This window comes from Nocardia bovistercoris (assembly GCF_015674855.1).
Lineage (GTDB): Bacteria > Actinomycetota > Actinomycetes > Mycobacteriales > Mycobacteriaceae > Nocardia > Nocardia bovistercoris.
This window is the reverse complement of sequence record NZ_JADMLG010000007.1, coordinates 131028-151685: the sequence shown is the minus strand read 5'-3', so window position 1 is coordinate 151685 and position 20658 is coordinate 131028. Positions and strand designations below refer to the sequence as shown.

The window sequence follows — 20658 nt, the reverse complement described above, 5'->3', positions numbered from 1 at the left end:
TTTGCCTCGACCGCGCTATCCGGCGACTTCGGCGCGCGCACCGAGCAGACGCGCGCCGAACAGGGTGAGCGCCAGCGCGGCGAGCAGCAGCGCGGCGAGAGTCCAAGCCAGCACGGCGAATCCGTGCGGCGCGGCGAGCGCGGCGACGATCGGACCGAAGGTCGCGCCGACGTAGAAGCTGAACATGGCGACCGAGGACGCGGCGGCACGGGATTCCCCGCCGAGCTCGCCCGCGCTCTGGAGTACCGCGGGCGCGATGACGCCGAGCCCGCCGACCAACACCGCCAGCAGGATCGCGAGCACCGCCGGATGCGCTCCCTCGAAGGTCGCCGCCACCATGGCCACGGCCGCGACCAGCACGCCGAGGACCATCTGCGCCGGTCGAGACAGCCGCGACAGCGGTATCGCGAGCAGCGGCAGCGCGAACATCACCGGCAGCGCACCCGCGCGCAGCGCCAGCAGTTCACCGGAACCATCGACCAGTCCGGTGATCTCGATCCCGGTGTATACGCCGACCATGACCGCCATGCTCAGCGCACCCGCCGCCAGCATCGGCAGCAGCGCGCCGATACGCAGCACCGCGGGGATCGCGGCGTAGCTGTGCCGCAACGGTTTGTCGCGACCGGCGGGCGCGTCACCCGTCATGACCACGCGCAGCACCGCGGCGAGTGTCGCGAAGAGGACCGCGGAGCCGAGGAATACGGTGCGCCACGGGAAGGATTCCACCACGGTCTGGGAGACCAGCTGCGCGATCACGGTCGCGGCGAGGAACGACGTCGCCACCGACATGGTGACCACGGCTCGATGTCCCGGCGCGATTCGCGTGGCGATGTAGGCCATGATCGCGGGCGGTATCGACCCGACAACCAACCCTTGGACCACCCGCAGGGCGACGGCGACCGGCGCGGCGGGCGCCAGACCGGTCAATAGGGTGACCACTGCGGCGACGACCATGCCGACGCACAGCACGCGGCGATGCCCGTAGCGATCCGACAGCGGACCGAACAGCACGAACCCACCCGCGTATCCGAAGGCGAACGCGCTGATGATCCAGGTCATGACGCCGGAGCCGACCTGCCAGTCCGCCCGCATGGCGCTGAACATCGGTATCGGAACGTACATCTGGCCGGTGGCGAGCAGAGCGGAGAGAACGAAGACGGGCAGGGTGCGCCCGGTGTGCGCCCGCGCGGAGAGGTCGCGAATCGAAGGGAGGGCCGGACTGCGGAGTGTCGGCGTAGCCATACCCCGACGCTAGGCTCAGCCGCGAGCAGTTGTCAACCAAATAGTTGGTTAGTGGATGCTAGAGTCGACGCCATGACGGCAGGCATCGATCCCGGCGCGGCGCGATCCCCCCGCGCGCGGCGCGAGGACGCTTCCGCGCAAGCGCCCCATGGCGACGAGGAGCGCGCACGGGCGGCGCACCAGCGGCCGGAGGCGGCGCGACAGGCGCAACGCAGCGACGCGACCCGACAGGCGCTGATCCGGGCGGCCCGCGCCGAATTCGCCGAGTACGGCCTCGCCGGGGCGCGAGTCGATCGCATAGCCGAGACCGCGGGGGTCAACAAGGAACGCATATACGGACTGTTCGGCAGCAAGGACAAACTCTTCGACGTCATCCTGATCGAGAGCATGCGCGAATTCCTCGACGTCGTGCGCCCGCTCGCGCAGACCGATCCCGGCGACTACGTGGCCGACCTGTTCGACTACCACCGCGAGCATCCCCAATTGCTGCGCCTGCTGCTGTGGGAGGCGCTGCACCGCGGTGCCGACGCCCACGACATCGACGGCTGGCGCGCCGCACACTACGTGCGCAAATCCGACAGCGCCCGACAGCAGTTCGACCTCGACGAACAGGCTGCGGGCCGCACCTTGCTCGCCCTGTGCGGACTGGCGAACTGGACCCTCGCCGTCCCGCAGACCACCCGCCTGCTACTCGGCGACCCCGCCGCCGCTGACACCGCGACCACCCGCGAATTCCTCCGTGAATTCGCCAGGGCCGCCATGCAGAACGAATCCATCGGCCCGCGCGGTGGCGCATCCCGCCGTCAGGCGGTCAATGAGTTGACCGGTAATTCGACGGACGCCGAGCCGACGAGCGAGAGCGACGATCCCGTCGACCGCGCCGCCCGCCGCCTGCGCGAGGCCAGAGCAGCCGCCGAGGCCGCCCGCGAGGACCTGGCCGTCGCCCTGCGAGCGGCGCACGCCGATGGCACGAGCGCCAACCAACTCGCCCGCAGGGTGCACGGCACCCTGTCCCGCCCGGTCGTCCTCGGCCTGCTCACCGAGTGATCGAACGGGTCAGAGCGCGGCTTCGTCGAGGCTCATGATGTCGGTGTCGAGGGCGGCGAGGATGTTCCTGGTCGCGGTCAGTTGGGGGAGGACGTTCTTGGCGAAGAAGCTCGCCACCGCTACCTTGCCGGTGTAGAAGGGGCGGTCCTTCTCGGTGGCGTCGGTGGCCAGTGCGGCGGCGGCGATTTCGGCTTGGGCGAGCAAGCGCCAGCCGATGAGCAGGTCACCGACGGCGAGGAGGAAGCGGACCGAGCCGAGGCCGACTTTGTAGAGCTCGGTGGGCTGCTGCTGACCGGCCATCAGGTATCCGGTGAGGGTCGCCGCCATGGCTTCGATGTCGGCGACGGCGGTGGCCAGCAGCGCGCGCTCGGCCGCGAAGCGGTCCGAGTCGGTGTCTAGGAATTCCTTGATGCGGCCGCTGACGTGGGCAAGCGCTACACCCTTGTCCCGCACTATCTTTCGGAAGAAGAAGTCCTGCGCCTGGATGGCGGTGGTGCCCTCGTAGAGTGAGTCGATCTTCGCGTCGCGGATGTACTGCTCGATCGGATAGTCCTGGAGGTAGCCCGAACCGCCCAGTGTCTGTAGGGATTCGGCGAGGTACTGGTAGGCGCGTTCGGAGCCGACGCCCTTGACGATGGGCAGCAACAGATCGTCGACTCGGTGCGCGAGTTCCGCATCCGCACCCGAAACAAGTTGCGCCACATCGGCGTTCTGGTGGGCGGCGGTGTAGAGGTAGACCGCGCGCAGACCTTCGGCGTACGCCTTCTGCATGGCGAGTGAACGCCGCACGTCGGGGTGGTTGGTGATGGGGACGCGCGGGGCGGCCTTGTCCGACATCCGGGTGAGGTCGGCGCCCTGCACCCGCTGCTTGGCGTAGTCGAGGGCGTTCAGGTAGCCGGTGGACAGGGTTCCGGTGGATTTGATGCCGACCACCATGCGCGCGTTCTCGATGACCTGGAACATCTGGGCGATCCCGTTGTGCACCTCGCCGACCAGCCAGCCTTTCGCGGGCACGCTCGTGCCGCCGAAGGTGAGTTCGCAGGTCGGAGAGGATTTCAGGCCCATCTTGTGTTCGACGCCGGTGACGAAGACGCCGTTGCGCTCGCCGAGTTCGAGGGTCTCGGGGTCGAAGTGGTATTTGGGGACGTAGAACAGCGAAAGCCCCTTGGTGCCCGGCCCCGCGCCCTCGGGGCGGGCCAACACCAGGTGGAAGATGTTCTCGGCGGTCGCACCCACGTCGGCGCCGGAGATGAACCGTTTGACGCCTTCGATGTGCCAGGAGCCGTCGGCTTGCGCGATCGCCTTGGTTCGGCCCGCGCCGACATCGGAGCCCGCGTCGGGTTCGGTGAGCACCATGGTGCCCTGCCAGCCTTTTTCGTAGCCCGCGGTGGCCCAGTGCCGCTGTTGCTCGGTGCCGACGTTGTAGAGCACCGAAGCCATCACCGGGCCCATGTTGAAGAAGCTGGCCGACGGGTTCGCGCACGTCAGCATCTCGTTGACGGCCCAGACCACCGCGGCGGGCGCCGGGGTGCCGCCCATGCCCTCGGGCAGGCCGAGTCTGCTCCAGTCGGCCGCGTGGACGGCCCGCACGGTCTCGGCGAGCGGCTCGGGAACGGAGATCGAGAACGTAGCCGGATCGTAGGTGACCGGGTCGCGGTCGGCGGCGGCGAAGGACTGCGCGACGGGCCCCTCGGCGAGCCGCTTCACCTCGGCGAGGATCTCGCGCACGGTGTCGGTGTCGAGATCGCCGTATGCCCCGGTGTCGAGGAGTTTGCCCAGCTCGAGCACCTCGAAGAGATTGAACTCGAGATCGCGCACGTTCGCCCTGTAGTGAGCCATGACGGTTCTCCTGGATCGGCGTTCCGACGGTGTACAAAAGAAGCCTGCCGCACCCGCTCTCGGCTACGCAACCGTAGGAAGACGCGACGGGCGAACGCACCGCGCGCGATGGTTCACCGCGGGGTAGCCGCAAACGTTCACCTCGCCGAAACATGCGCAACGGCATCGTCACCGACAGATATTCCGGCGCAACAAGCGAGGTCTACCGTTCGCACCACGAATACAGCCGTTGTATACACACCGGTCTACAGGTCTGACCGGTGCGAAGGCGGGCGTATTCGGCGCGGCGCAGCCAACGCCGCCGACACCTGATGAAGTGAGAAGGGTCCCGCCCCATGCCAGATTCCCGTCTGACGAAAGCGCTGGTCGCACCGACCGCACTCGCGCTCGCCTGTCTGTTGCTGACCGCCTGCGGCGCCAAGGACGACGCCTCGACCGAAGGTTCCAACGCCGCGTCCTGCGTCGACACCTCCAAGCCGACGATCAAGGTCGGCTCACTGCACTCCCTGTCCGGCACGATGGCCATTTCCGAGGTGACGGTCGCCAACTCCACCAAGCTGGCCGTCGACCAGATCAACGCCGCGGGCGGTGTGCTGGGCAAGAAGATCGAAGTCGTGCTCGAGGACGGCGCCTCGGACCCGAAGACCTTCGCGGAGAAGGCCGAGAAACTCATCAGCTCCGACTGTGTCGCCGCGGTTTTCGGCGGCTGGACCTCCTCGAGCCGCAAGGCCATGAAGCCCAAATTCGAGAGCCTCAACTCGCTGCTCTACTACCCCGTGCAGTACGAGGGCCTCGAGGACAGCAAGAACATCTTCTACACCGGCGCCACCACGAACCAGCAGATCATTCCCGCGCTGGACTACCTGAAGCAGAAGGGCGTCAAATCCCTCTACCTGGTCGGCTCGGACTACGTGTTCCCGCAGACCGCCAACCGTGAGATCAAGGCGTACGCGGCGGCCAACGGCATCGAGATCAAGGGTGAGGACTACACCCCGCTCGGCTCGACCGACTTCTCCACCATCGTCAACAAGGTGCGCACCGCCAAGGCGGGCGCGGTGTTCAACACCCTCAACGGCGACTCCAACGTCGCGTTCTTCCGCGAGTACACCAACGCGGGCCTGAAAGCCGCTGACATGCCGGTGGTTTCGGTGTCCATCGCCGAGGAGGAGGTCGCGGGCATCGGTGCGCAGAACATCGCGGGCCAGCTCACCGCCTGGAACTACTACCAGACCGTGGACAGCCCGCAGAACAAGGCATTCGTCGACGCATACAAGGCCGCCTTCGGCGCCGACAAGCCGACCTCGGACCCGATGGAAGCCGCGTACGCGTCGGTCTACCTGTGGAAGAACACCGTCGAGAAGGCGAATTCCTTCGCGGTGGCCGACATTCAGGCCGCGGCCGACGGCGTGAGCTTCGAAGCCCCCGAGGGCAAGGTCACCATCGACGGTTCGAACCACCACATCACCAAGACCGCTCGCATCGGCGAAATCCGCACGGACGGACTGATCTACACCGTCTGGGATTCCGGCTCGCCGATCACCCCCGACCCGTACCTGAAGTCCTACGACTGGGCAAAGAACCTGAAGTGACACCACGGGCCACCGCGACGCACGCGCGTCGCGGTGGCCCCCTGTTCGACAGCATGTACACCGCGGCGACCGGGTCGCCGCCATAGACCCCGGAGTCCTTATGGACATCGTGATCGGTCAGCTCTTCACCGGATTGAGTCTCGGATCGATTCTCCTGCTCGCTGCGCTCGGCCTGTCGTTGACCTTCGGTCAAATGGGTGTGATCAACATGGCGCACGGCGAGTTCATCATGGCAGGCTGTTACACCACTTATGTCGTGCAGAAATTCATTTCCTCGGCGGGCGTCTCGCTGCTCGTTTCGCTGGTGATCGGATTCTTCGTCGGCGGCGCGTTGGGGGCGGCGCTGGAAATGGGGTTGATCCGCTGGATGTACGACCGCCCGCTGGACACCCTGCTGGTCACCTTCGGTGTCGGGCTGGTGCTCCAGCAGGCGGCGCGCGACATCTTCGGCGCGCCCGCGAAGAACGTGCTCGCGCCCGATTGGCTCAGCGGCGGTGTCACCATTCTGGGCGCCGTCGTCCCCAAGTCCCGAATTTTCATCCTGGTGCTGGCCGTGGTCGCGGTGACCGTATTGGCGGTGGCGTTGAAGACCACGCCGCTCGGTCGCCGGATTCGCGCGGTCGTGCAGAATCGCGGTCTCGCCGAAACCAGTGGCGTGTCCAGTCGTTTCACCGATATCAGCACCTTCTTCATCGGGTCGGGCCTGGCCGGTGTGGCAGGCGTCGCGCTGACATTGATCGGTTCGACCAGTCCGACGATCGGGCAGAGCTATCTGATCGACGCGTTCCTCGTTGTCGTGATCGGCGGGCTGGGCCAGATCAAGGGCACGGTGATCGCGGCATTCGCACTCGGCCTGCTGAATTCGTTCATCGAGTATTCGACGACGGCGTCGATCGCGAAGGTCATCGTCTTCGTGGTGATCGTCGTCTTCCTGCAGGTCCGGCCGCAGGGCCTGTTCACCGTTCGGACCAGGAGCCTGGCATGACCGTTCCATTCCTGCAACGAATGCGTGCGCACTCGTCGTTGACCACGCTCGGCGGTTTCGCCGTCGGGGCGATCCTGCTGTTCGCGGTGGCGCCCGCGGTGCTCAGCGATTTCCGGTTGAATCTGCTCGCCAAATTCCTGTGTTTCGCGATCGTGGCGGCGGGCATCGGCCTGGCGTGGGGGCGCGGCGGCATGCTCACCCTCGGGCAGGGCGTGTTCTTCGGTGTCGGCGCCTACATCATGGCTATGCATCTGCAGATGTCGGATGCGAGTCGCCTCGGCAACGACGTGCCGGAATTCATGGAGATCTCGGGCATTCGCGAACTGCCGACGTTCTGGCAGCCTTTCGCGTCGGCGCCGGTCGCGCTCATCGCGATTCTGGTGTTGCCCGGCCTGATCGCGGCGGTGCTCGGCTACGGCGTGTTCAAACGCCGGGTGAAGGGCGCGTATTTCGCGATCCTGAGTCAGGCGCTCGCGGCGGCGCTGGCGATTCTGCTCACCGGTCAGCAGGCCATCGGCGGATTCACCGGCCTGTCGGATTTCCGGGCCTTCTTCGGATTCAAACTGTCCGATCCGGCGAACCGCCAGATGCTGTTCTTCATCGCGGCGGGCACCCTGCTCGTCGTGGTGGCGTTGGTGCGCCAGCTCATGCACAGCCGCTACGGCGAACTGCTCGTCGCGGTGCGCGATCAGGAGGAGCGGGTGCGCTTCCTGGGCTACGACCCGGCGAATGTGAAGATCGTCGCCTACGTTGTAGCCGCCTTCTTCGCGGGGATCGCGGGCGCGCTGTTCACCCCGATCGTCGGCATCATCTCCCCCGCCGACATCGGGGTCGTGCCGTCCATCGCGTTCCTGATCGGCGTCGCCATCGGCGGCCGGACCACCCTGCTCGGGCCGGTGCTCGGCGCGATCGGCGTGGCGTGGGCGCAGACGGCGCTGTCGGAACAGTTCCCCTCCGGGTGGACCTACATGCAGGGCGTGCTGTTCATAGTGGTGGTCGGGTTCATTCCGGCCGGTCTCGCGGGGGTGTGGCCGATGCTCAAGGGCGCCTACGACGCTCGGTTCGGCAGGTCGAGCACACCGGCGCCCGCGCCGGAACCACCGCCCGCCGCCGTCGCGGAAACCACCGACGGCGAGACCACCGAAGTCGACGAGGAGAAGGTGCAGACGCGATGACGACGACAACGCACGAGCCGAAACTCGGCGGCAACGCGGGCATGGACAGCGAATACCTCGAAATCCGCGGCCTCTCGGTGAGTTTCGACGGGTTCAAGGCAGTAACCGACGTGGATCTGACCGTGCTGCAAGGGGATCTGCGCTTCCTCATCGGTCCCAACGGCGCGGGCAAGACCACTTTGATCGACGCGATCACCGGTCTTGTGCCCGCGACCGGGTCGGCGACCAAGTCCGGTGCGCAGCTGGTCGGGAAGAAGGTGCATCAGATCGCGCGGCTCGGCGTCGGGCGCACCTTCCAGACCGCGAGCGTATTCGAACAGCTCTCGGTGCTCCAGAACCTGGATATCGCCGCGGGAGCGCGGCGTTCGGCGTTGACCATGCTGCGCAAGCGCAAGTCGGTGCTGCCCGCGATCGAGGAAGCCCTCGAGATCACCGGACTCGGCGAACTGCGCGACAAGCAGGCGGGCGTGCTCGCCCACGGCCAGAAGCAGTGGCTCGAGATCGGCATGCTGCTCGTGCAGAACGCCTCGGTGCTGCTGCTCGACGAACCGGTCGCGGGCATGAGCGCCGAGGAACGCGAAGAGACCGGGAATCTGTTGCGCCGCATCGGCGGTGAGCGCGTGGTGGTCGTGGTTGAACACGACATGGACTTCATGCGGTCCTTCGCCACCTCGGTCACGGTGCTCGCGGGCGGCAAGGTGCTCAGCGAGGGCACCGTCGAACAGGTGCAGGCCGATCCCAAGGTGCAGGAGGTCTATCTCGGCACCGCCGCGGCCATCGGCACCGAACTGGAGGACGAGTCGACCGCGCCGAGCAAGGAGGCAGCTGATGCTTGAACTGATCGATGTCCACTCCGGATACGGCCGCACCGAGGTCATCCACGGTGTCACAGTGACCGTGCCCGACGACAGCGTGGTCGCCATCATGGGCCACAACGGCGCGGGCAAGACCACCCTGCTGCGCACCGCGGTCGGGCTCATCGGCGTCAAATCCGGAGAGATCCGCTTCGACGGCGAGGCGGTCACGAAAATGGCACCGTCGCGGCGGGTCAAACGCGGCATCGCCTACGTGCCGCAGGGACAGCAGAGTTTTCCGCAGCTCACCACCGCGGAGAATCTGCAGGTGGTGGCGGACGGGCGCAAACGCGGCAAGCAGTTGATCGAGGAAGCCCTCGAATTGTTCCCCGCGCTGCGGGAACTGCTGGCGCGCAAGGCCGGTCTGCTCTCCGGTGGTCAGCGCCAGCAGTTGGCGATCGCGCGGGCGCTGATCACCGAACCCAAACTGCTCATCCTCGACGAACCGACCGAGGGCATCCAGCCTTCGGTGGTGGCCGAGATCGAGCGCACCATCATCGATCTCACCCGGCGCGGCGGGCTGAGCGTGCTGCTCGTGGAACAGCACATCGGCTTCGCACTGCAAGCGGCGCAACAGTATTACGTGCTGCAATCGGGGCGGGTGAGTTCCAGCGGTGCGGGCGGCGCGGGCGCGGAGACCGACGTGCGCGCGGCGATGGCGATCTGAGCGGGAGGCGTGCCTCGCAAGGGGCGAGTCTCGTTGAGCGAGCGGGTCTACCACTCGCTGCGCCGCGACCTCGCCGCGGGCGCCATCGTGCCGACCGAGCGGCTCGGCGAGGAACGTCTCGCCGAGACCTACGGCGTCTCGCGCACTCCGGTGCGCGAGGCGCTGGCCCGGCTGCAGGCCGACGGGCTCGTCGAACGCCACGCCGACGGCCTCTACCCGTATCGGCCGCGCCTGGAGGAACTGGACCACCTGTACGAACTGCGGATCGTGCTGGAGACCAGGGGAATCCAGCGGGTGCTCGAACAGACCGGTCGCACCGCGCACCGCGTCGTCGAACCCGAATCAGTGGCTCCCGCACACGATCTGACGTCGGTGCGCGCGGAACTCGAACGGTGGCTCGCACTTCGCGACGATCCGCCCGAACCGGGACCGGCGCTGGTCGCCGCCGACGAACAGTTCCACCTGACGCTGTTGGCGGCGGCGGGCAATACCGCGCTCGCCGAAGCGCTCACGGCCGTCTACGTCCGGGTCCGCCCGCTGCGCACACTCGACCTGCCGACACCGGAACGCATCGCCACCATGACGGCCGAGCACATCACCGTCGCCGAACAGTTGCTCGCCGGTGCCCCCGATACCGCGCTGCGCGCGCTGGTCGGCCATATCGACACCTCACGCGCGCACGCGCTCGCCCGCGCGCAGCAGGCGCTGCGGCTGACCAAACTCGGTCGCGCCATGCGTGATTGACCGCGACGCGGTCAGCAGTTGGCCTGGAAGGGAAAGCAGCCCGCCCGGGAGCGGGGTGCGGGGCTGGTCGGCGGCGGACTCGGGGTCGCGGGGCCGGTGGTCACGACGCTGGTCGGCGGCGGCGCGTCCCCGGTCTCCGAGGCGGAGTCGTTCTTGGACACCAGGGCGGTGACGATCACCCCGGCGACCAGGACCATGCCGATCAGCGCGACCGCGAGCACCGCCAACGCACCCGCGGACTGACCCCGACTCGACGACTTCGGCTTCGGTCGCGGCTTCCGACCGGGAAGCGTTCTCGGCTCTTGGAGCGGCTTCGAACTCGCGGGCGGCGGGCTCGAAGGCAGTCCCGAACCCAGGGGCAGTCCCGAACCCGGAGGTTGCGTCGGGGGCAGTTTCGAACTCGACGGCGGCGAGCTCGACGGCAGCGACGGGCTCGACGGCGGATTCGCACTCGATGACGAGGCCGAACCCGAGGACTGCGGCGAACCCGAGGACTGCGGCGAACCCGAGGGCAGCGGCGAACCCGAGGGCAGCGGCGAACCCGAGGGCAGCGTCGGTCCCGAGGACGGCGTTGCACCCGAGGGCTGCGTCGGTCTCGAGGACGACGGCGCACTCGGCAGCGGATTCGCACTCGACGACGAGGCCGAACCCGAGGACGACGGCGAGCTAGAGGACGGCGGCAGGCTCGACGGCGGATTCGCACTCGAGGACGGAGCCGAACCCGAGGACGGCGGGCTCGAAGGCAGCGGCGAACCCGAGGGCGAGCTCGAAGGCGGAGCCGAACCCGAGGGCGGCGTCGGTCCCAAGGACGGCGTCGCACTCGACAACGGAGCCGAACTCGACGGCAGCGGCGGGCTCGAGGACCGTACCGGGTTCGAGTACGGCGCCGCACTCGGCAGCGGATTCGCACTCGACGACGAGGCCGAACCCGAGGACTGCGACGAACCCGAAGGCGGAGCCGAACCCGAGGACGGAGCCGAACCAGGGGACGGCGGGCCCGAAGGCAGCGGCGAGCCCGAGGGCGAGCTCGAAGGCGGAGCCGAACCCGAGGACTGCGGCGGTCCCGAGGACGGCGTCGCACTCGACGACGAGGCCGGACCCGAGGACTGCGGCGAACCCGAGGGCGAGCTCGAAGGCGGAGCCGAACCCGAGGACTGCGGCGGTCCCGAGGACGGCGTCGCACTCGACGACGAGGCCGGACCCGAGGACTGCGGCGAACCCGAGGACTGCGGCGGACTAGAAGGCTGCGGCGGACTAGAAGGCTGAGCCGAACGCGAGGGCAGCGTCGGTCTCGAGGACGGCTTCGCACTCGGCAGCGGATTCGAACTCGACGGCGAGGCCGAACCCGAGGGCTGCGGCGGGTTCGAAGCCGGAGCCGAACCCGGGGGCTGCGTCGTACCTGAGGGCGGCGGCGTACCTGAGGGCGGCGTCGTACCCGAGGGCGGCGTCGGTCTCGAAGACGGCGTCGCACTCGACGGCGGTGCCGAACTCGACGGCGGCGGGCTCGAGGACGGGGCCGAACCCGAGGGAAGGCTCATGGGCAGCGTCGGTTTCGAGGACGGCTTCGGACTCGGCGGCGGTGCCGGAAGCGTCGCGGCGCGTTGCGTCCTCCATGGGCGCTTGCGCGACTTCGCCTGCGGAGCGGTTCGCGGAGCCGTCTGCGCCGCGAACGCGTTCGCGGCGAACCCGTCGGCGACGAGGTCGGCGTGCGTCGGTGCGTCGCCGACGCCGAGGGCTTGGGCCGCCGCGAGTACCCGATCCGCGCTCCAATCCCGCGCGGAGGCCATGTAATTCTGCACGTAGAGGCGTAATTCGGTGGAGTCGGGGACGTTGGCGACGAGGACGTCGAGTCCGGGGCGAATCGTGGTGTGGGCGGGGCGGACCACCACGCCGCGGTACGGCACGAGCACCACCGCTCCGCAGATGGCGCCCGGATCGATCAGTGCGCGTTCGAGTTTGTCCTTGATCACGAATACGGCCTGCTCCACCTGCGCTGAGGTGCTGATCGTCGACTCGTCGTCGAGGTCGGCGGGTACGTCGCTGATGGTCCACGGGTCGTCGTCCACGCGCAGGATGCCGCTCTGCCGCCGCCGGAATCCCTTGACCTCCATTACCGCGATGCCGCGCGGGGTCAGCAGCACGGTGTCGATCTGGCGGGTGCCGTTGTCACCGACGTGCAGGTCGACGGCTGCCAGGCAGGTGATCGGATACGCGCCCAGGCATTCCACGAATTCCCGTTCGGCCGCGGAGAGCTGGGCTCCAGGCCTGACCTTCACCAGCATCGTGCGATATCCCCTGCCCACCGATCCGACTCGTGGCGCCGCTCGCGTGCTGTCACATACACGCCGCACCGATGTGAAAGGGTACGCTGGCGCACCGGTTCCGCGCTCCCCATCCGAGTTCGACGAGAGGCAAGGGCCATGGTTTCGACGTCGCGACCGCGTATCGCCCCCGGACGGCTACGCGAGCTCGGTCCGCTCAACTGGGCTGCGTGGCAGGTGCTTTCCCGCGCCGCGGGCACTCCCGACGCGCACCTGTTCAGCACGCTCGGCCGCACCGGAGGACTTTTCCGCGGCTGGCTGCACTATTCGGGCAAACTCATGCCGGGCGGTCGCCTTCCGCGCCACGAATCCGAACTGGTCATCCTGCGCGTGGCCCACCTGCGCGACTGCGCGTACGAGACCGATCACCACATCCGCCTCGGCAAACGCGCCGGGATCACCCCGGAAATCCTGGACCGCATCCACACCGGCCCCGAAGCGCCCGGCTGGTCACCGAAACACCGTGCCCTGCTCACCGCCGTCGACAGGGTGGTGGAAACCCGCGACCTCGATGACGCCACTTGGAACGAACTGGCCGAACACTACGACGAGCGCGCCCTGATCGAGATCGTCCTGCTCACCAACCAGTACGAGGGCCTCGCCGCCACCATCACCGCCCTGCGCATCCAACGCGACGACAGATAGTCCGACGGGAAGCCACGCCCACGGTTCGCGGTTACCTCACGTATGGACCTCTCCGCAGCTCTCCGGTTCGCCACGACCACCGACCGTTCGGTGCTGACCACCCTGCGCCGCGACGGCCGCCCGCAGTTGTCCAACGTCCTGCACGTGGTCGGCGAAGCGGGCGACATCTCGATCTCCATCACCGCCGACCGTGCCAAGTATCACAACCTGCGCCGCACCCCCTGGGCCGCACTGCACGTGACCAGCGCGGACTTCTTCTCCTACGCCGTACTCGAAGGCTCGGTCGAATTGACCCCGCCCGCCGAATCCACAGATGACGCCACCGTCGACGCACTGGTCACCTACTACCGCACCGCCGCGGGCGAACACCCCGACTGGGCCGACTACCGACGCGCGATGGTCGCCGACCGCAGGGCCATAGTCCGCATCATCCCGGAGCGCGCGTACGGAATGCTCACCGACCGCGACCGATCAGATCGGAAACGGTGACGAAGCGGTAGCCGGCCGAACGCAATTCGGCGACGATGCGGGGAATCGCGGCCAACGAGGTCGCGCCGTGCTCGCCCATCACGTGCAGCAGCACGATGGACCCCGGGCGCACCCCGCGCACGGTCTCGGCCACGATCTCGTCGGTGGTCGCCGACCTGCCCGAATCGGGTTCCACATCCCACATCACCGTGGTCCGGTCGTGGTCGGACAGGTATTTCGGCAGACCCCACAGCTTCTTGCCGTAGGGCGGTCGGAAGGTGACGGGACCTCGGTAGCCGGTCGCGGCGATCTCGCGATCGGTGTCCTCGATCTCGGCGCGGATGGTGTCGCCGGAGACCAGGATCATGCGTCGATGGGTGTAGGTGTGATTGCCGATCTCGTGGCCCGCGGCCGCGATGGCCCGCCCCGCCTCGGGGCGTGCCGCCAGATCGCGGCCGTTGAGATAGAAGGTCGCTCGGATCTCGGCCTCGGCGAGAACCCGCAGCACTTCCGGCGCCCTCGCGCTCGGCCCGTCGTCCAGCGTCAGCGCCACCACCTTCTCGGCGGTGTCGACGCGCGCCACCAGGCGACCCGTCCATTGGAAGGTGCGCGCGTTCATCGCCCGGTAGCCGCCGAACCCGAGCACCGCCGCGACGACCAGGACGAGGGCACCACCGAGCAGGATCTTCCGACGCACCGTACGTGTCTATCGCGCACGCCCGTCGAACGCCAACCGCGAACGCGGCGCGAACGAGACAGCGGCACCCGAATCCGGATGCCGCCGCCGTGTCGATGCCGCCGCCCTGTCGGAGCCGATCAGAAGTTGATCATGTGGCCCGCGAGGCCGTGGATGGCCTCCTGCAGCGCCTCGCTCAGGGTGGGGTGGGTGTGCACGTTGCGGGTGAGTTCGTTCACCGTGAGGTCCCACTTCTGGGCCAAGGTGAGCTCGGGCAGCAGTTCGGAGACGTCGGGGCCGATGAGGTGGCCGCCGAGCAGTTCGCCGTAGTTGCTGTCGGCGATCAGTTTGACGAAGCCGGTGGGGTCGCCGAGGCCGTGCGCCTTGCCGTTGGCGGTGAACGGGAAGGTGGCGACCTTGACGTCGTAGCCTTCGTCGCGCGCCTGCTGTTCGGTGAGGCCGAAGCTGGCGACCTGCGGCTGACAGAAGGTGGCGCGCGGCATCATCCGGTAGTCGCCGAGGGTGAGCGTCGGCGCGCCCGCGATGGTCTCGGCGGCGACCACGCCCTGCGCCTCGGCGACGTGCGCGAGCTGCAGTTTGGCCGTGACGTCACCGATGGCGTAGATGTGCGGCACGTTGGTGCGCATGTTGTCATCGATGGCGATCGCGCCCCGTTCGGTGAGCGCGACGCCGGTGTTCTCCAGGCCGTAGCCATCGACGCGGGGCGCGAAGCCGACCGCCTGCAGGACCTTGTCCACGGTGACGGTCTCCACCGAACCGGACTTGTTGTCCTTGATCGACACCGTGACCTTGGACCCGTCGTCGTCGATCGACTGCACAGCGGCGCCGGTGGTGATGGTGATCCCCAGCTTCTTGTACTGCTTGGTGATCTCCTTGGAGACGTCGACGTCCTCGTTGGGCAGCGCGCGATCGAGGAATTCCACGATCCGCACGTCGACGCCGTAATTCTTCAGGACGTAGCCGAACTCCATGCCGATCGCGCCCGCGCCGACGATGAGAATGGAGCCGGGCAGCTCACGGGTGAGGATCTGCTCCTCGTAGGTGACCACGTTGTCGCTGAGCGCGGTGCCAGGCAGCAGTTTGGTGACGGTGCCGGTCGCGATGATCACGTTGTCGAAGGTGATCCGCTCGTCGCCGCCCTTGCTGAGCGCGACCGAGAGCGTATTGGCGTCGACGAAGGAGCCGACACCGTCGAACTCGTCGATCTTGTTCTTCTTCATCAGGAAGTGAACGCCCTTGACCCGGCCGTCCGCGACCTTGCGGCTGCGGTCGAACGCGACACCGAAGTCGAAGCTCGCCGACCCGGAAATACCGAAGGTCTTGGCCTCCTTGGTGAAGATGTGGGCCAGTTCGGCGTTGCGCAGCAGCGCCTTCGACGGGATGCAGCCGACGTTCAGGCATACACCGCCCCAGTATTTCTTCTCGACAATCGCTGTTCGCAGGCCGAGTTGAGCGGCACGGATCGCGGCGACATAACCGCCGGGACCAGCGCCGAGAACGACGACATCGTAGTGGGAAGTCACATCTGCGAGCCTAGCTCTGTCACGAGAACTTCACCGCGCGTGCCCCCGCATCGGTGCGCTCGCGCGCTCAAGCGGGATCGCGCCACACCCGTGCGGCGGCGCGCGCGAAATTCCCGCCGAATACCGCGGCGCGCTCGGCGGGGGTGAATCCGCGCCCGGCGAGCAGTTCGTCCAGCCCCGGTGTGGCGCCTTGCCCGAGCAGGTCTTCTGGCGGCACCCAGCACAGCGGACCGTATTTGGTGTAGTCGTCGGAGAAGTTCTCCGGATTCGCGCGTATCTCGGCATTGAAGTCGTCGGCGTCGAAGGAGAAGTCCGAACCGATCCCGATATGGTCGATCCCGACCAGTTCGGCGCCGTATTCGATATGCCGCGCCATCGCCTCGACGCGGGCGGCGCGCTCGGATTCGGCATTGCGCCCGAGGAATATGCCGACCCCGTTGATCCCGATCACGCCGCCGGTGCGCGCGCAGGACACCGCCTGTTCGTCGGTGATATTGCGGGGATGCGGCCAGAGCGCGGCGAAATTGGAATGGCTGTAGATCATCGGGGTCTCGGTGAGTTCGGCCATGTCCAGCCCGCTGCGCCGGGAACAGTGCGATCCGTCGACGAACATGCCGACCTCGTTCAGCGCGCGGACCAGGTCGCGGCCGTAGCCGGTCAGGCCGGTGTCGTCGGTGTCGAGGCAGCCGCAGCCCGCGGCGTTGGCGTGGTTGTAGGTCGCGGCCAGCGAGCGCACGCCGAGGGCGTGGAATACCGCGACATTGTCGAGGTCGCCGCCGAGCGGACCGCAGTCCTCGAGGTCGAAGGCGAGCGCGATGGCGGTGTCGGCCCGCGCGATGTCGGCGAGGGTGCGGACCAGGCGGAAACGGCCGTCGGCGACCGCGTCGGTGCGGAACAGCCGCAGCAACGCCAGGGTGTCGGCGGTGGTCTGCGGCGCGTAGCCGACATTCACCGACAGGTAGGAACCGACCGGATACCTGGTCAGTTCGGTGACCCGCGCGGTGAGCGACATCGGCAGGCAACAGTGCTGTTCCCACAGAAGAGCGGCAGAAGCTTTTTCGAAAGACACGACTCGCTCCTGTTCGTTCGCGTTCCGGCGGGGGCAACGGCGACCGAACGCCCCGATTCTCGGTCGCTTACGTGAGAATGTTGCCATGAGCGAGCCGACTGCGACCGACCCCTACCTGTGGCTGGAACAGGTGACCGACGACCGCGCGCTGGACTGGGCGCGGGCGCACAACGAGGTGGTGGTGGCGGCCTTCGCCGAGTCCGACCGCTTCGTCGAGCTCGAAGGTCGCATCCTCGACATGCTCGACACCGACACCAAGATCGCGTATCCGGGCAGGCGCGGGCCGTGGCTCTACAACTTCTGGCGCGACGCCGAACATCCGCGCGGATTGTGGCGGCGCACCACCTTCGACGAATACGCGAAACCCGCGCCGGACTGGGATGTGCTCATCGATGTCGACGCGCTGGCCGAGGCCGAGGACGAGAACTGGGTGTGGGGCGGCGCGGGAGTGCTGCGCCCCGAGCAGTCGCGCGCACTGATCAGCCTGTCGCGCGGCGGCGCCGACGCCAAGGTGGTCCGCGAATTCGATATGGCGAGCCGCACTTTCATCGATCCCGCCGACGGCGGATTCCACCTGCCCGAGGCGAAATCCCAGCTGAGCTGGATCGATATCGACACCGTCTACGTCGGCACCGATTTCGGGCCCGGCTCGCTCACCGAATCCGGCTATCCGCGAATCATGAAGAAATGGCGGCGCGGCACCGAACTGTCCTCGGCGGAAACGGTTTTCGAAGGCGAACCGAGCGATGTCGCGGTATCGGCAGGCTACGACAGGACGCCGGGATACGAACGCCATTTCGTCGGGCGGGCCACCGACTTCTTCAACGAAGAGGTTTTCCTGCTCGAGGACGACGGGTCGCTGCGTCGCCTCGACATCCCCACCGACGCCAGCGAGTCCTGGTACAAGGACTGGCTGCTGATCCGGCTCAAGTCGCCGTGGGAGATCGCGGGCGCCGCCTATCCCGCCGGCGCGCTGCTCGCCATCGATTTCGAGCGATTCCTCGCGGGCGAACGGGATTTCGAGATCGTGTTCACCCCTGACGAGCACACCGCGCTGCACGGCTTCGGCTGGACCGAGAATTATCTGCTGCTGGCCACCCTCGAGGATGTGCAGACCAAGTTGTACGTCCTCACCCCGTCCGCCGAGGGCTGGAAACGCGAACCGCTGGCCGACACCCCGCCGATGGCCTCGACCAGCGTCGCCAATCTCGACCCGTTGGAGGGCGGCGACGAATACATGCTCACCACCAGCGGTTTCACCACCCCCACCACCCTGCTGGCGGGTTCGGTGGGGCAGGGCGCCGAGAAGCTCAAACAGGAACCTGGCTTCTTCGACGCCGACACCGTCGAGACCGAGCAGTTCTTCGCCCGCTCCGAGGACGGAACGCGGGTGCCGTACTTCGTCATCCGCCGTCGCGACCGGCGCGGCGTGCCGGGCCCGACCGTGATGTCCGGATACGGCGGTTTCGAGGTCTCGCGCACCCCCGCCTACAGCGGCGCCTCCGGCATGGGCTGGCTCGAACGCGGCGGCACCTGGGTGATGACCAATATCCGCGGCGGCGGCGAATACGGCCCGCAGTGGCACACCTCGGTGCAGAAGGCCAACCGGTACAAGGTCTACGAGGATTTCGCCGCGATCGCGAAGGATCTGGTCGAGCGCGGCATCACGACGCCCGCGCAGCTCGGCGCGGTCGGCGGCAGCAACGGCGGTCTGCTCATGGGCGTGATGCTCACCCGCTACCCGGAACTGTTCGGCGCCATCGTGTGCCAGGTGCCGCTGCTGGATATGAAGCGCTATCACCTGCTGCTCGCCGGCGCGTCCTGGATGGCCGAATACGGCGATCCCGACAAGCCGGAGGAATGGGCCTACATCAGCGAATATTCGCCGTACCAGAACGTCCGCTCCGATCTGCGGTACCCGCCGATCCTGATCACCACCTCCACCCGCGACGACCGCGTGCATCCGGGGCACGCCCGCAAGATGACGGCGCTGCTCGAGGAGCTCGGCCATCCGGTCTGGTACCACGAGAACATCGAGGGCGGCCACGGCGGCGCGGCCGACAACAAGCAGTCCGCGTTCCAGGCCGCGCTGATCTACGAGTTCTTCGCCGAGCAGCTCATGAAAGGCTGACTCGCGACCGGTTGCGGGACATCACCTGTCCCGCAACCACTTCTCGATCCGGTCGACCGTCGAGTTCGGGTCCGTGATCCACCCGTTGTGGCCGAGCGGCTCGGGCTGATGCCAGGTGGTGACCTCGGACAGCGGCATCTTCGACAGCAGGTGCTCGGCCGAACCCGGCGGCGTCAGTTCGTCGCCCGCGATCGTGATCGAGAGCACCGGCAACTTCAGCCTTGTGATCCGCTCCTCGTAATCGATGTCCGCGCCGACCGGCACGAACCGGCCGGTGCGCGCCAGCCTCGCCCAGTCGGAGACGAGCACCTTCGACTGGCGACCGAAGCCGCCCACCGTGATCCGGTCGCCCGGCCAGAAGCCCGCGAGGTTGGCGGTGAGCGCCGCCGCGGTGGTCCCGACCAGCATGCCCGGACCGAATACACCGCGGAATCCGCGGTGATACGGCGTGCCGGAGGCGATGAGCAGTAGCCCGCCGAGCCTGCCCCTGACGCGCGAGGCGTAGAGGACGGCGAGCTGGCCGCCCATGCTGTGGCCGAGCAGGTAGGGGGTGCTCGCCGGGAAGCGGTCGCGCACCACCTGGAAGATCGCGGGCAGGTCGACCGAGACCAGCTCGTGGTACCCGTAGGCGCTCGTGGCGCTGGGTTTCGGTGTGCTGTCACCGTTTCCGCGCATCTCGCCGACCGCGACGTCGAAGCCGCGCTCGGCCAGATACCGCGCGAAGACCAGGTAGTACGCGCCGGGGACACCGAGTCCCGGCATCACGACCACGACGGGACGCGGCGCGTCGGGCGTCACGGGATGCCGGTGCGTTCCGCGGGCGGGTAGCAGCCGCACCGGAATCGTGCTGCCGTCGGGCGCCTGGATCGCAACGGTCTCCATGTCGCGCACGCTACCCGCCGCGGGCGCGGTCAGGCTTTGACCGCCCCCATGATCACCCGGCTGAGCACCCCGATCACATCGTCGAGCGGCGGACGCGGATCGGCGCCGCTCCACGCGTCGACGACGTAGTTGACCGCGCCGATGATGGCGAGCACGCGCATCTCGTAGTCACCGGGCGGGATCTCGCCGTGTAGCGCGGCGTCCTCGGCGGCGCTGGCCAGCAGCGAGCCCCAGGTGCGACGGAGTTCGAGACGGAACTTCTCGACCTTCGGTCCCGCGCCGACCACCTCGACCAGCGCGACCCGCGCCTTGCGCGGATCCGAGCCGATCGATTCGACGTAGGCGCGCACCGCGGTGTCGATGAGTTCCAGCGCGCTGGCATCGGTTCTGCCGTCGAGGGCGGTGGTCACCGAGTCGCGCGACTCCTTGTCGATCTGCTCGTACAGTTCGAGCAGTAAGGATTCACGTCCGGTGAACTCCTCGTAGAACTGCCGCGAGGAGAGGCCCGCGTCTTTGCAGATAGCGCCGACCGAGCTATTGGCGTAGCCGTCGCGTGCGAAGACCGTGAGGCCCGACTCCAGAAAACGCGCACGCCGCTGACGTTGCCGGTCCTCTACGGGTTGCCCGGCATACATTCGTCCCGTATTCGCATCCTGTGACATTGGGCCAGACAATACCGAAGCGTCCGAGCCCCTTGTCATGGATCGGGCCCTTCGTCTCGCGCCACGCCGGACCGCGCGATAGCCGAAAGATGGCGTCACTCCAGCGAGCTCACCATCT

The 20658-nt window shown here is 67.7% G+C and carries 18 protein-coding genes; 10 read left to right on the top strand and 8 right to left on the bottom strand.

Going from position 1 to position 20658, the window contains the following annotated elements:
- Positions 1-15: 15 nt before the first annotated feature.
- On the bottom strand, positions 16-1242 hold the full coding sequence (locus tag IT779_RS18305) for an MFS transporter (protein WP_196150557.1): 1227 nt from the start codon (positions 1240-1242) through the stop codon (positions 16-18).
- A gap of 72 nt (positions 1243-1314) precedes the next feature.
- Between IT779_RS18305 and IT779_RS18300 the strand changes: the two genes are divergently transcribed.
- A complete protein-coding gene (locus tag IT779_RS18300) occupies positions 1315-2289 on the top strand; it encodes a TetR/AcrR family transcriptional regulator (protein WP_196150556.1) in 975 nt (324 codons plus the stop codon).
- A gap of 9 nt (positions 2290-2298) precedes the next feature.
- Here IT779_RS18300 and IT779_RS18295 read toward each other — a convergent pair whose 3' ends face one another.
- Complete coding sequence (locus IT779_RS18295; protein WP_196150555.1) at positions 2299-4128, bottom strand: acyl-CoA dehydrogenase; 1830 nt, start codon at positions 4126-4128, stop codon at positions 2299-2301.
- 335 nt (positions 4129-4463) lie between these two features.
- On the opposite strand from IT779_RS18295, the gene urtA reads away from it, so the two are divergent.
- From urtA to IT779_RS18265, 6 genes are all read left to right on the top strand, one after another.
- A complete protein-coding gene (gene urtA / locus IT779_RS18290; RefSeq protein WP_196150554.1) occupies positions 4464-5717 on the top strand; it encodes an urea ABC transporter substrate-binding protein in 1254 nt (417 codons plus the stop codon).
- Positions 5718-5817: 100 nt separating this feature from the next.
- Positions 5818-6702 (top strand): urea ABC transporter permease subunit UrtB, encoded by an 885-nt coding sequence (gene urtB, locus IT779_RS18285; protein ID WP_196150553.1) that lies wholly within the window; start codon positions 5818-5820, stop codon positions 6700-6702.
- Positions 6699-7877, top strand: coding sequence for an urea ABC transporter permease subunit UrtC (urtC, locus tag IT779_RS18280; RefSeq protein ID WP_232541876.1), 1179 nt, complete (start codon positions 6699-6701; stop codon positions 7875-7877). The genes urtB and urtC overlap by 4 nt, the downstream gene beginning before the upstream one ends.
- Positions 7874-8713: an urea ABC transporter ATP-binding protein UrtD gene (gene urtD, locus IT779_RS18275; protein ID WP_196150552.1), complete on the top strand. Its 840-nt coding sequence runs from the start codon at positions 7874-7876 to the stop codon at positions 8711-8713. Before urtC ends, urtD begins: the two co-directional genes overlap by 4 nt.
- The gene (gene urtE / locus IT779_RS18270; RefSeq protein WP_196150551.1) at positions 8706-9398 is read left to right on the top strand and encodes an urea ABC transporter ATP-binding subunit UrtE; all 693 of its coding nucleotides are present in this window, start codon (positions 8706-8708) and stop codon (positions 9396-9398) included. The genes urtD and urtE overlap by 8 nt, the downstream gene beginning before the upstream one ends.
- Before the next feature lie 9 nt (positions 9399-9407).
- Positions 9408-10142: a GntR family transcriptional regulator gene (locus tag IT779_RS18265; RefSeq protein ID WP_196150550.1), complete on the top strand. Its 735-nt coding sequence runs from the start codon at positions 9408-9410 to the stop codon at positions 10140-10142.
- An 11-nt stretch (positions 10143-10153) separates the two neighbouring features.
- Here the strand turns inward: IT779_RS18265 and IT779_RS18260 are convergent, their stop codons facing one another.
- Positions 10154-12424 (bottom strand): nuclease-related domain-containing protein, encoded by a 2271-nt coding sequence (locus tag IT779_RS18260; RefSeq protein WP_196150549.1) that lies wholly within the window; start codon positions 12422-12424, stop codon positions 10154-10156.
- A 138-nt stretch (positions 12425-12562) separates the two neighbouring features.
- Between IT779_RS18260 and IT779_RS18255 the strand changes: the two genes are divergently transcribed.
- A complete protein-coding gene (locus IT779_RS18255; protein WP_196150548.1) occupies positions 12563-13108 on the top strand; it encodes a carboxymuconolactone decarboxylase family protein in 546 nt (181 codons plus the stop codon).
- Between the two features lie 42 nt (positions 13109-13150).
- Positions 13151-13597, top strand: coding sequence for a PPOX class F420-dependent oxidoreductase (locus IT779_RS18250; RefSeq protein ID WP_196150547.1), 447 nt, complete (start codon positions 13151-13153; stop codon positions 13595-13597).
- Here the strand turns inward: IT779_RS18250 and IT779_RS18245 are convergent.
- The 3 genes from IT779_RS18245 to IT779_RS18235 all read right to left on the bottom strand — a co-directional run bounded on the left by IT779_RS18245 (position 13563) and on the right by IT779_RS18235 (position 16808).
- Positions 13563-14273, bottom strand: a complete 711-nt coding sequence (locus IT779_RS18245; RefSeq protein ID WP_196150546.1) for a polysaccharide deacetylase family protein — start codon at positions 14271-14273, stop codon at positions 13563-13565. The genes IT779_RS18250 and IT779_RS18245 overlap by 35 nt on opposite strands.
- Positions 14274-14392: 119 nt before the next feature.
- On the bottom strand, positions 14393-15796 hold the full coding sequence (gene lpdA, locus IT779_RS18240; RefSeq protein WP_196150545.1) for a dihydrolipoyl dehydrogenase: 1404 nt from the start codon (positions 15794-15796) through the stop codon (positions 14393-14395).
- 67 nt (positions 15797-15863) lie between these two features.
- Positions 15864-16808, bottom strand: coding sequence for a dipeptidase (locus tag IT779_RS18235; RefSeq protein ID WP_232541895.1), 945 nt, complete (start codon positions 16806-16808; stop codon positions 15864-15866).
- Between the two features lie 142 nt (positions 16809-16950).
- On the opposite strand from IT779_RS18235, the gene IT779_RS18230 reads away from it, so the two are divergent.
- On the top strand, positions 16951-18996 hold the full coding sequence (locus IT779_RS18230) for a prolyl oligopeptidase family serine peptidase (RefSeq protein WP_196150543.1): 2046 nt from the start codon (positions 16951-16953) through the stop codon (positions 18994-18996).
- 21 nt (positions 18997-19017) lie between these two features.
- On the opposite strand, the gene IT779_RS18225 is transcribed toward IT779_RS18230, so the two are convergent.
- Both IT779_RS18225 and IT779_RS18220 read right to left on the bottom strand, forming a co-directional pair.
- A complete protein-coding gene (locus IT779_RS18225; RefSeq protein WP_196150542.1) occupies positions 19018-19878 on the bottom strand; it encodes an alpha/beta hydrolase family protein in 861 nt (286 codons plus the stop codon).
- Between the two features lie 29 nt (positions 19879-19907).
- Positions 19908-20540 (bottom strand): TetR/AcrR family transcriptional regulator, encoded by a 633-nt coding sequence (locus IT779_RS18220; RefSeq protein WP_232541875.1) that lies wholly within the window; start codon positions 20538-20540, stop codon positions 19908-19910.
- Between the last annotated feature and the right edge of the window lie 118 nt (positions 20541-20658).

Bases quoted from the DNA above. Each gene is read 5' to 3' on its own strand.
- IT779_RS18250 (WP_196150547.1), top strand. From the start codon at position 13,151: ATGGACCTCTCCGCAGCTCTCCGGTTCGCCACGACCACCGACCGTTCG.
- IT779_RS18255 (WP_196150548.1), top strand. From the start codon at position 12,563: ATGGTTTCGACGTCGCGACCGCGTATCGCCCCCGGACGGCTACGCGAG.
- IT779_RS18305 (WP_196150557.1), bottom strand. From the start codon at position 1,242: ATGGCTACGCCGACACTCCGCAGTCCGGCCCTCCCTTCGATTCGCGAC.
- IT779_RS18235 (WP_232541895.1), bottom strand. From the start codon at position 16,808: ATGTCGCTCACCGCGCGGGTCACCGAACTGACCAGGTATCCGGTCGGT.
- urtC (WP_232541876.1), top strand. From the start codon at position 6,699: ATGACCGTTCCATTCCTGCAACGAATGCGTGCGCACTCGTCGTTGACC.
- IT779_RS18225 (WP_196150542.1), bottom strand. From the start codon at position 19,878: ATGGAGACCGTTGCGATCCAGGCGCCCGACGGCAGCACGATTCCGGTG.
- IT779_RS18300 (WP_196150556.1), top strand. From the start codon at position 1,315: ATGACGGCAGGCATCGATCCCGGCGCGGCGCGATCCCCCCGCGCGCGG.
- urtB (WP_196150553.1), top strand. From the start codon at position 5,818: ATGGACATCGTGATCGGTCAGCTCTTCACCGGATTGAGTCTCGGATCG.
- urtA (WP_196150554.1), top strand. From the start codon at position 4,464: ATGCCAGATTCCCGTCTGACGAAAGCGCTGGTCGCACCGACCGCACTC.
- IT779_RS18220 (WP_232541875.1), bottom strand. From the start codon at position 20,540: ATGTCACAGGATGCGAATACGGGACGAATGTATGCCGGGCAACCCGTA.
- IT779_RS18295 (WP_196150555.1), bottom strand. From the start codon at position 4,128: ATGGCTCACTACAGGGCGAACGTGCGCGATCTCGAGTTCAATCTCTTC.
- IT779_RS18230 (WP_196150543.1), top strand. From the start codon at position 16,951: ATGAGCGAGCCGACTGCGACCGACCCCTACCTGTGGCTGGAACAGGTG.
- IT779_RS18260 (WP_196150549.1), bottom strand. From the start codon at position 12,424: ATGCTGGTGAAGGTCAGGCCTGGAGCCCAGCTCTCCGCGGCCGAACGG.
- urtD (WP_196150552.1), top strand. From the start codon at position 7,874: ATGACGACGACAACGCACGAGCCGAAACTCGGCGGCAACGCGGGCATG.
- urtE (WP_196150551.1), top strand. From the start codon at position 8,706: ATGCTTGAACTGATCGATGTCCACTCCGGATACGGCCGCACCGAGGTC.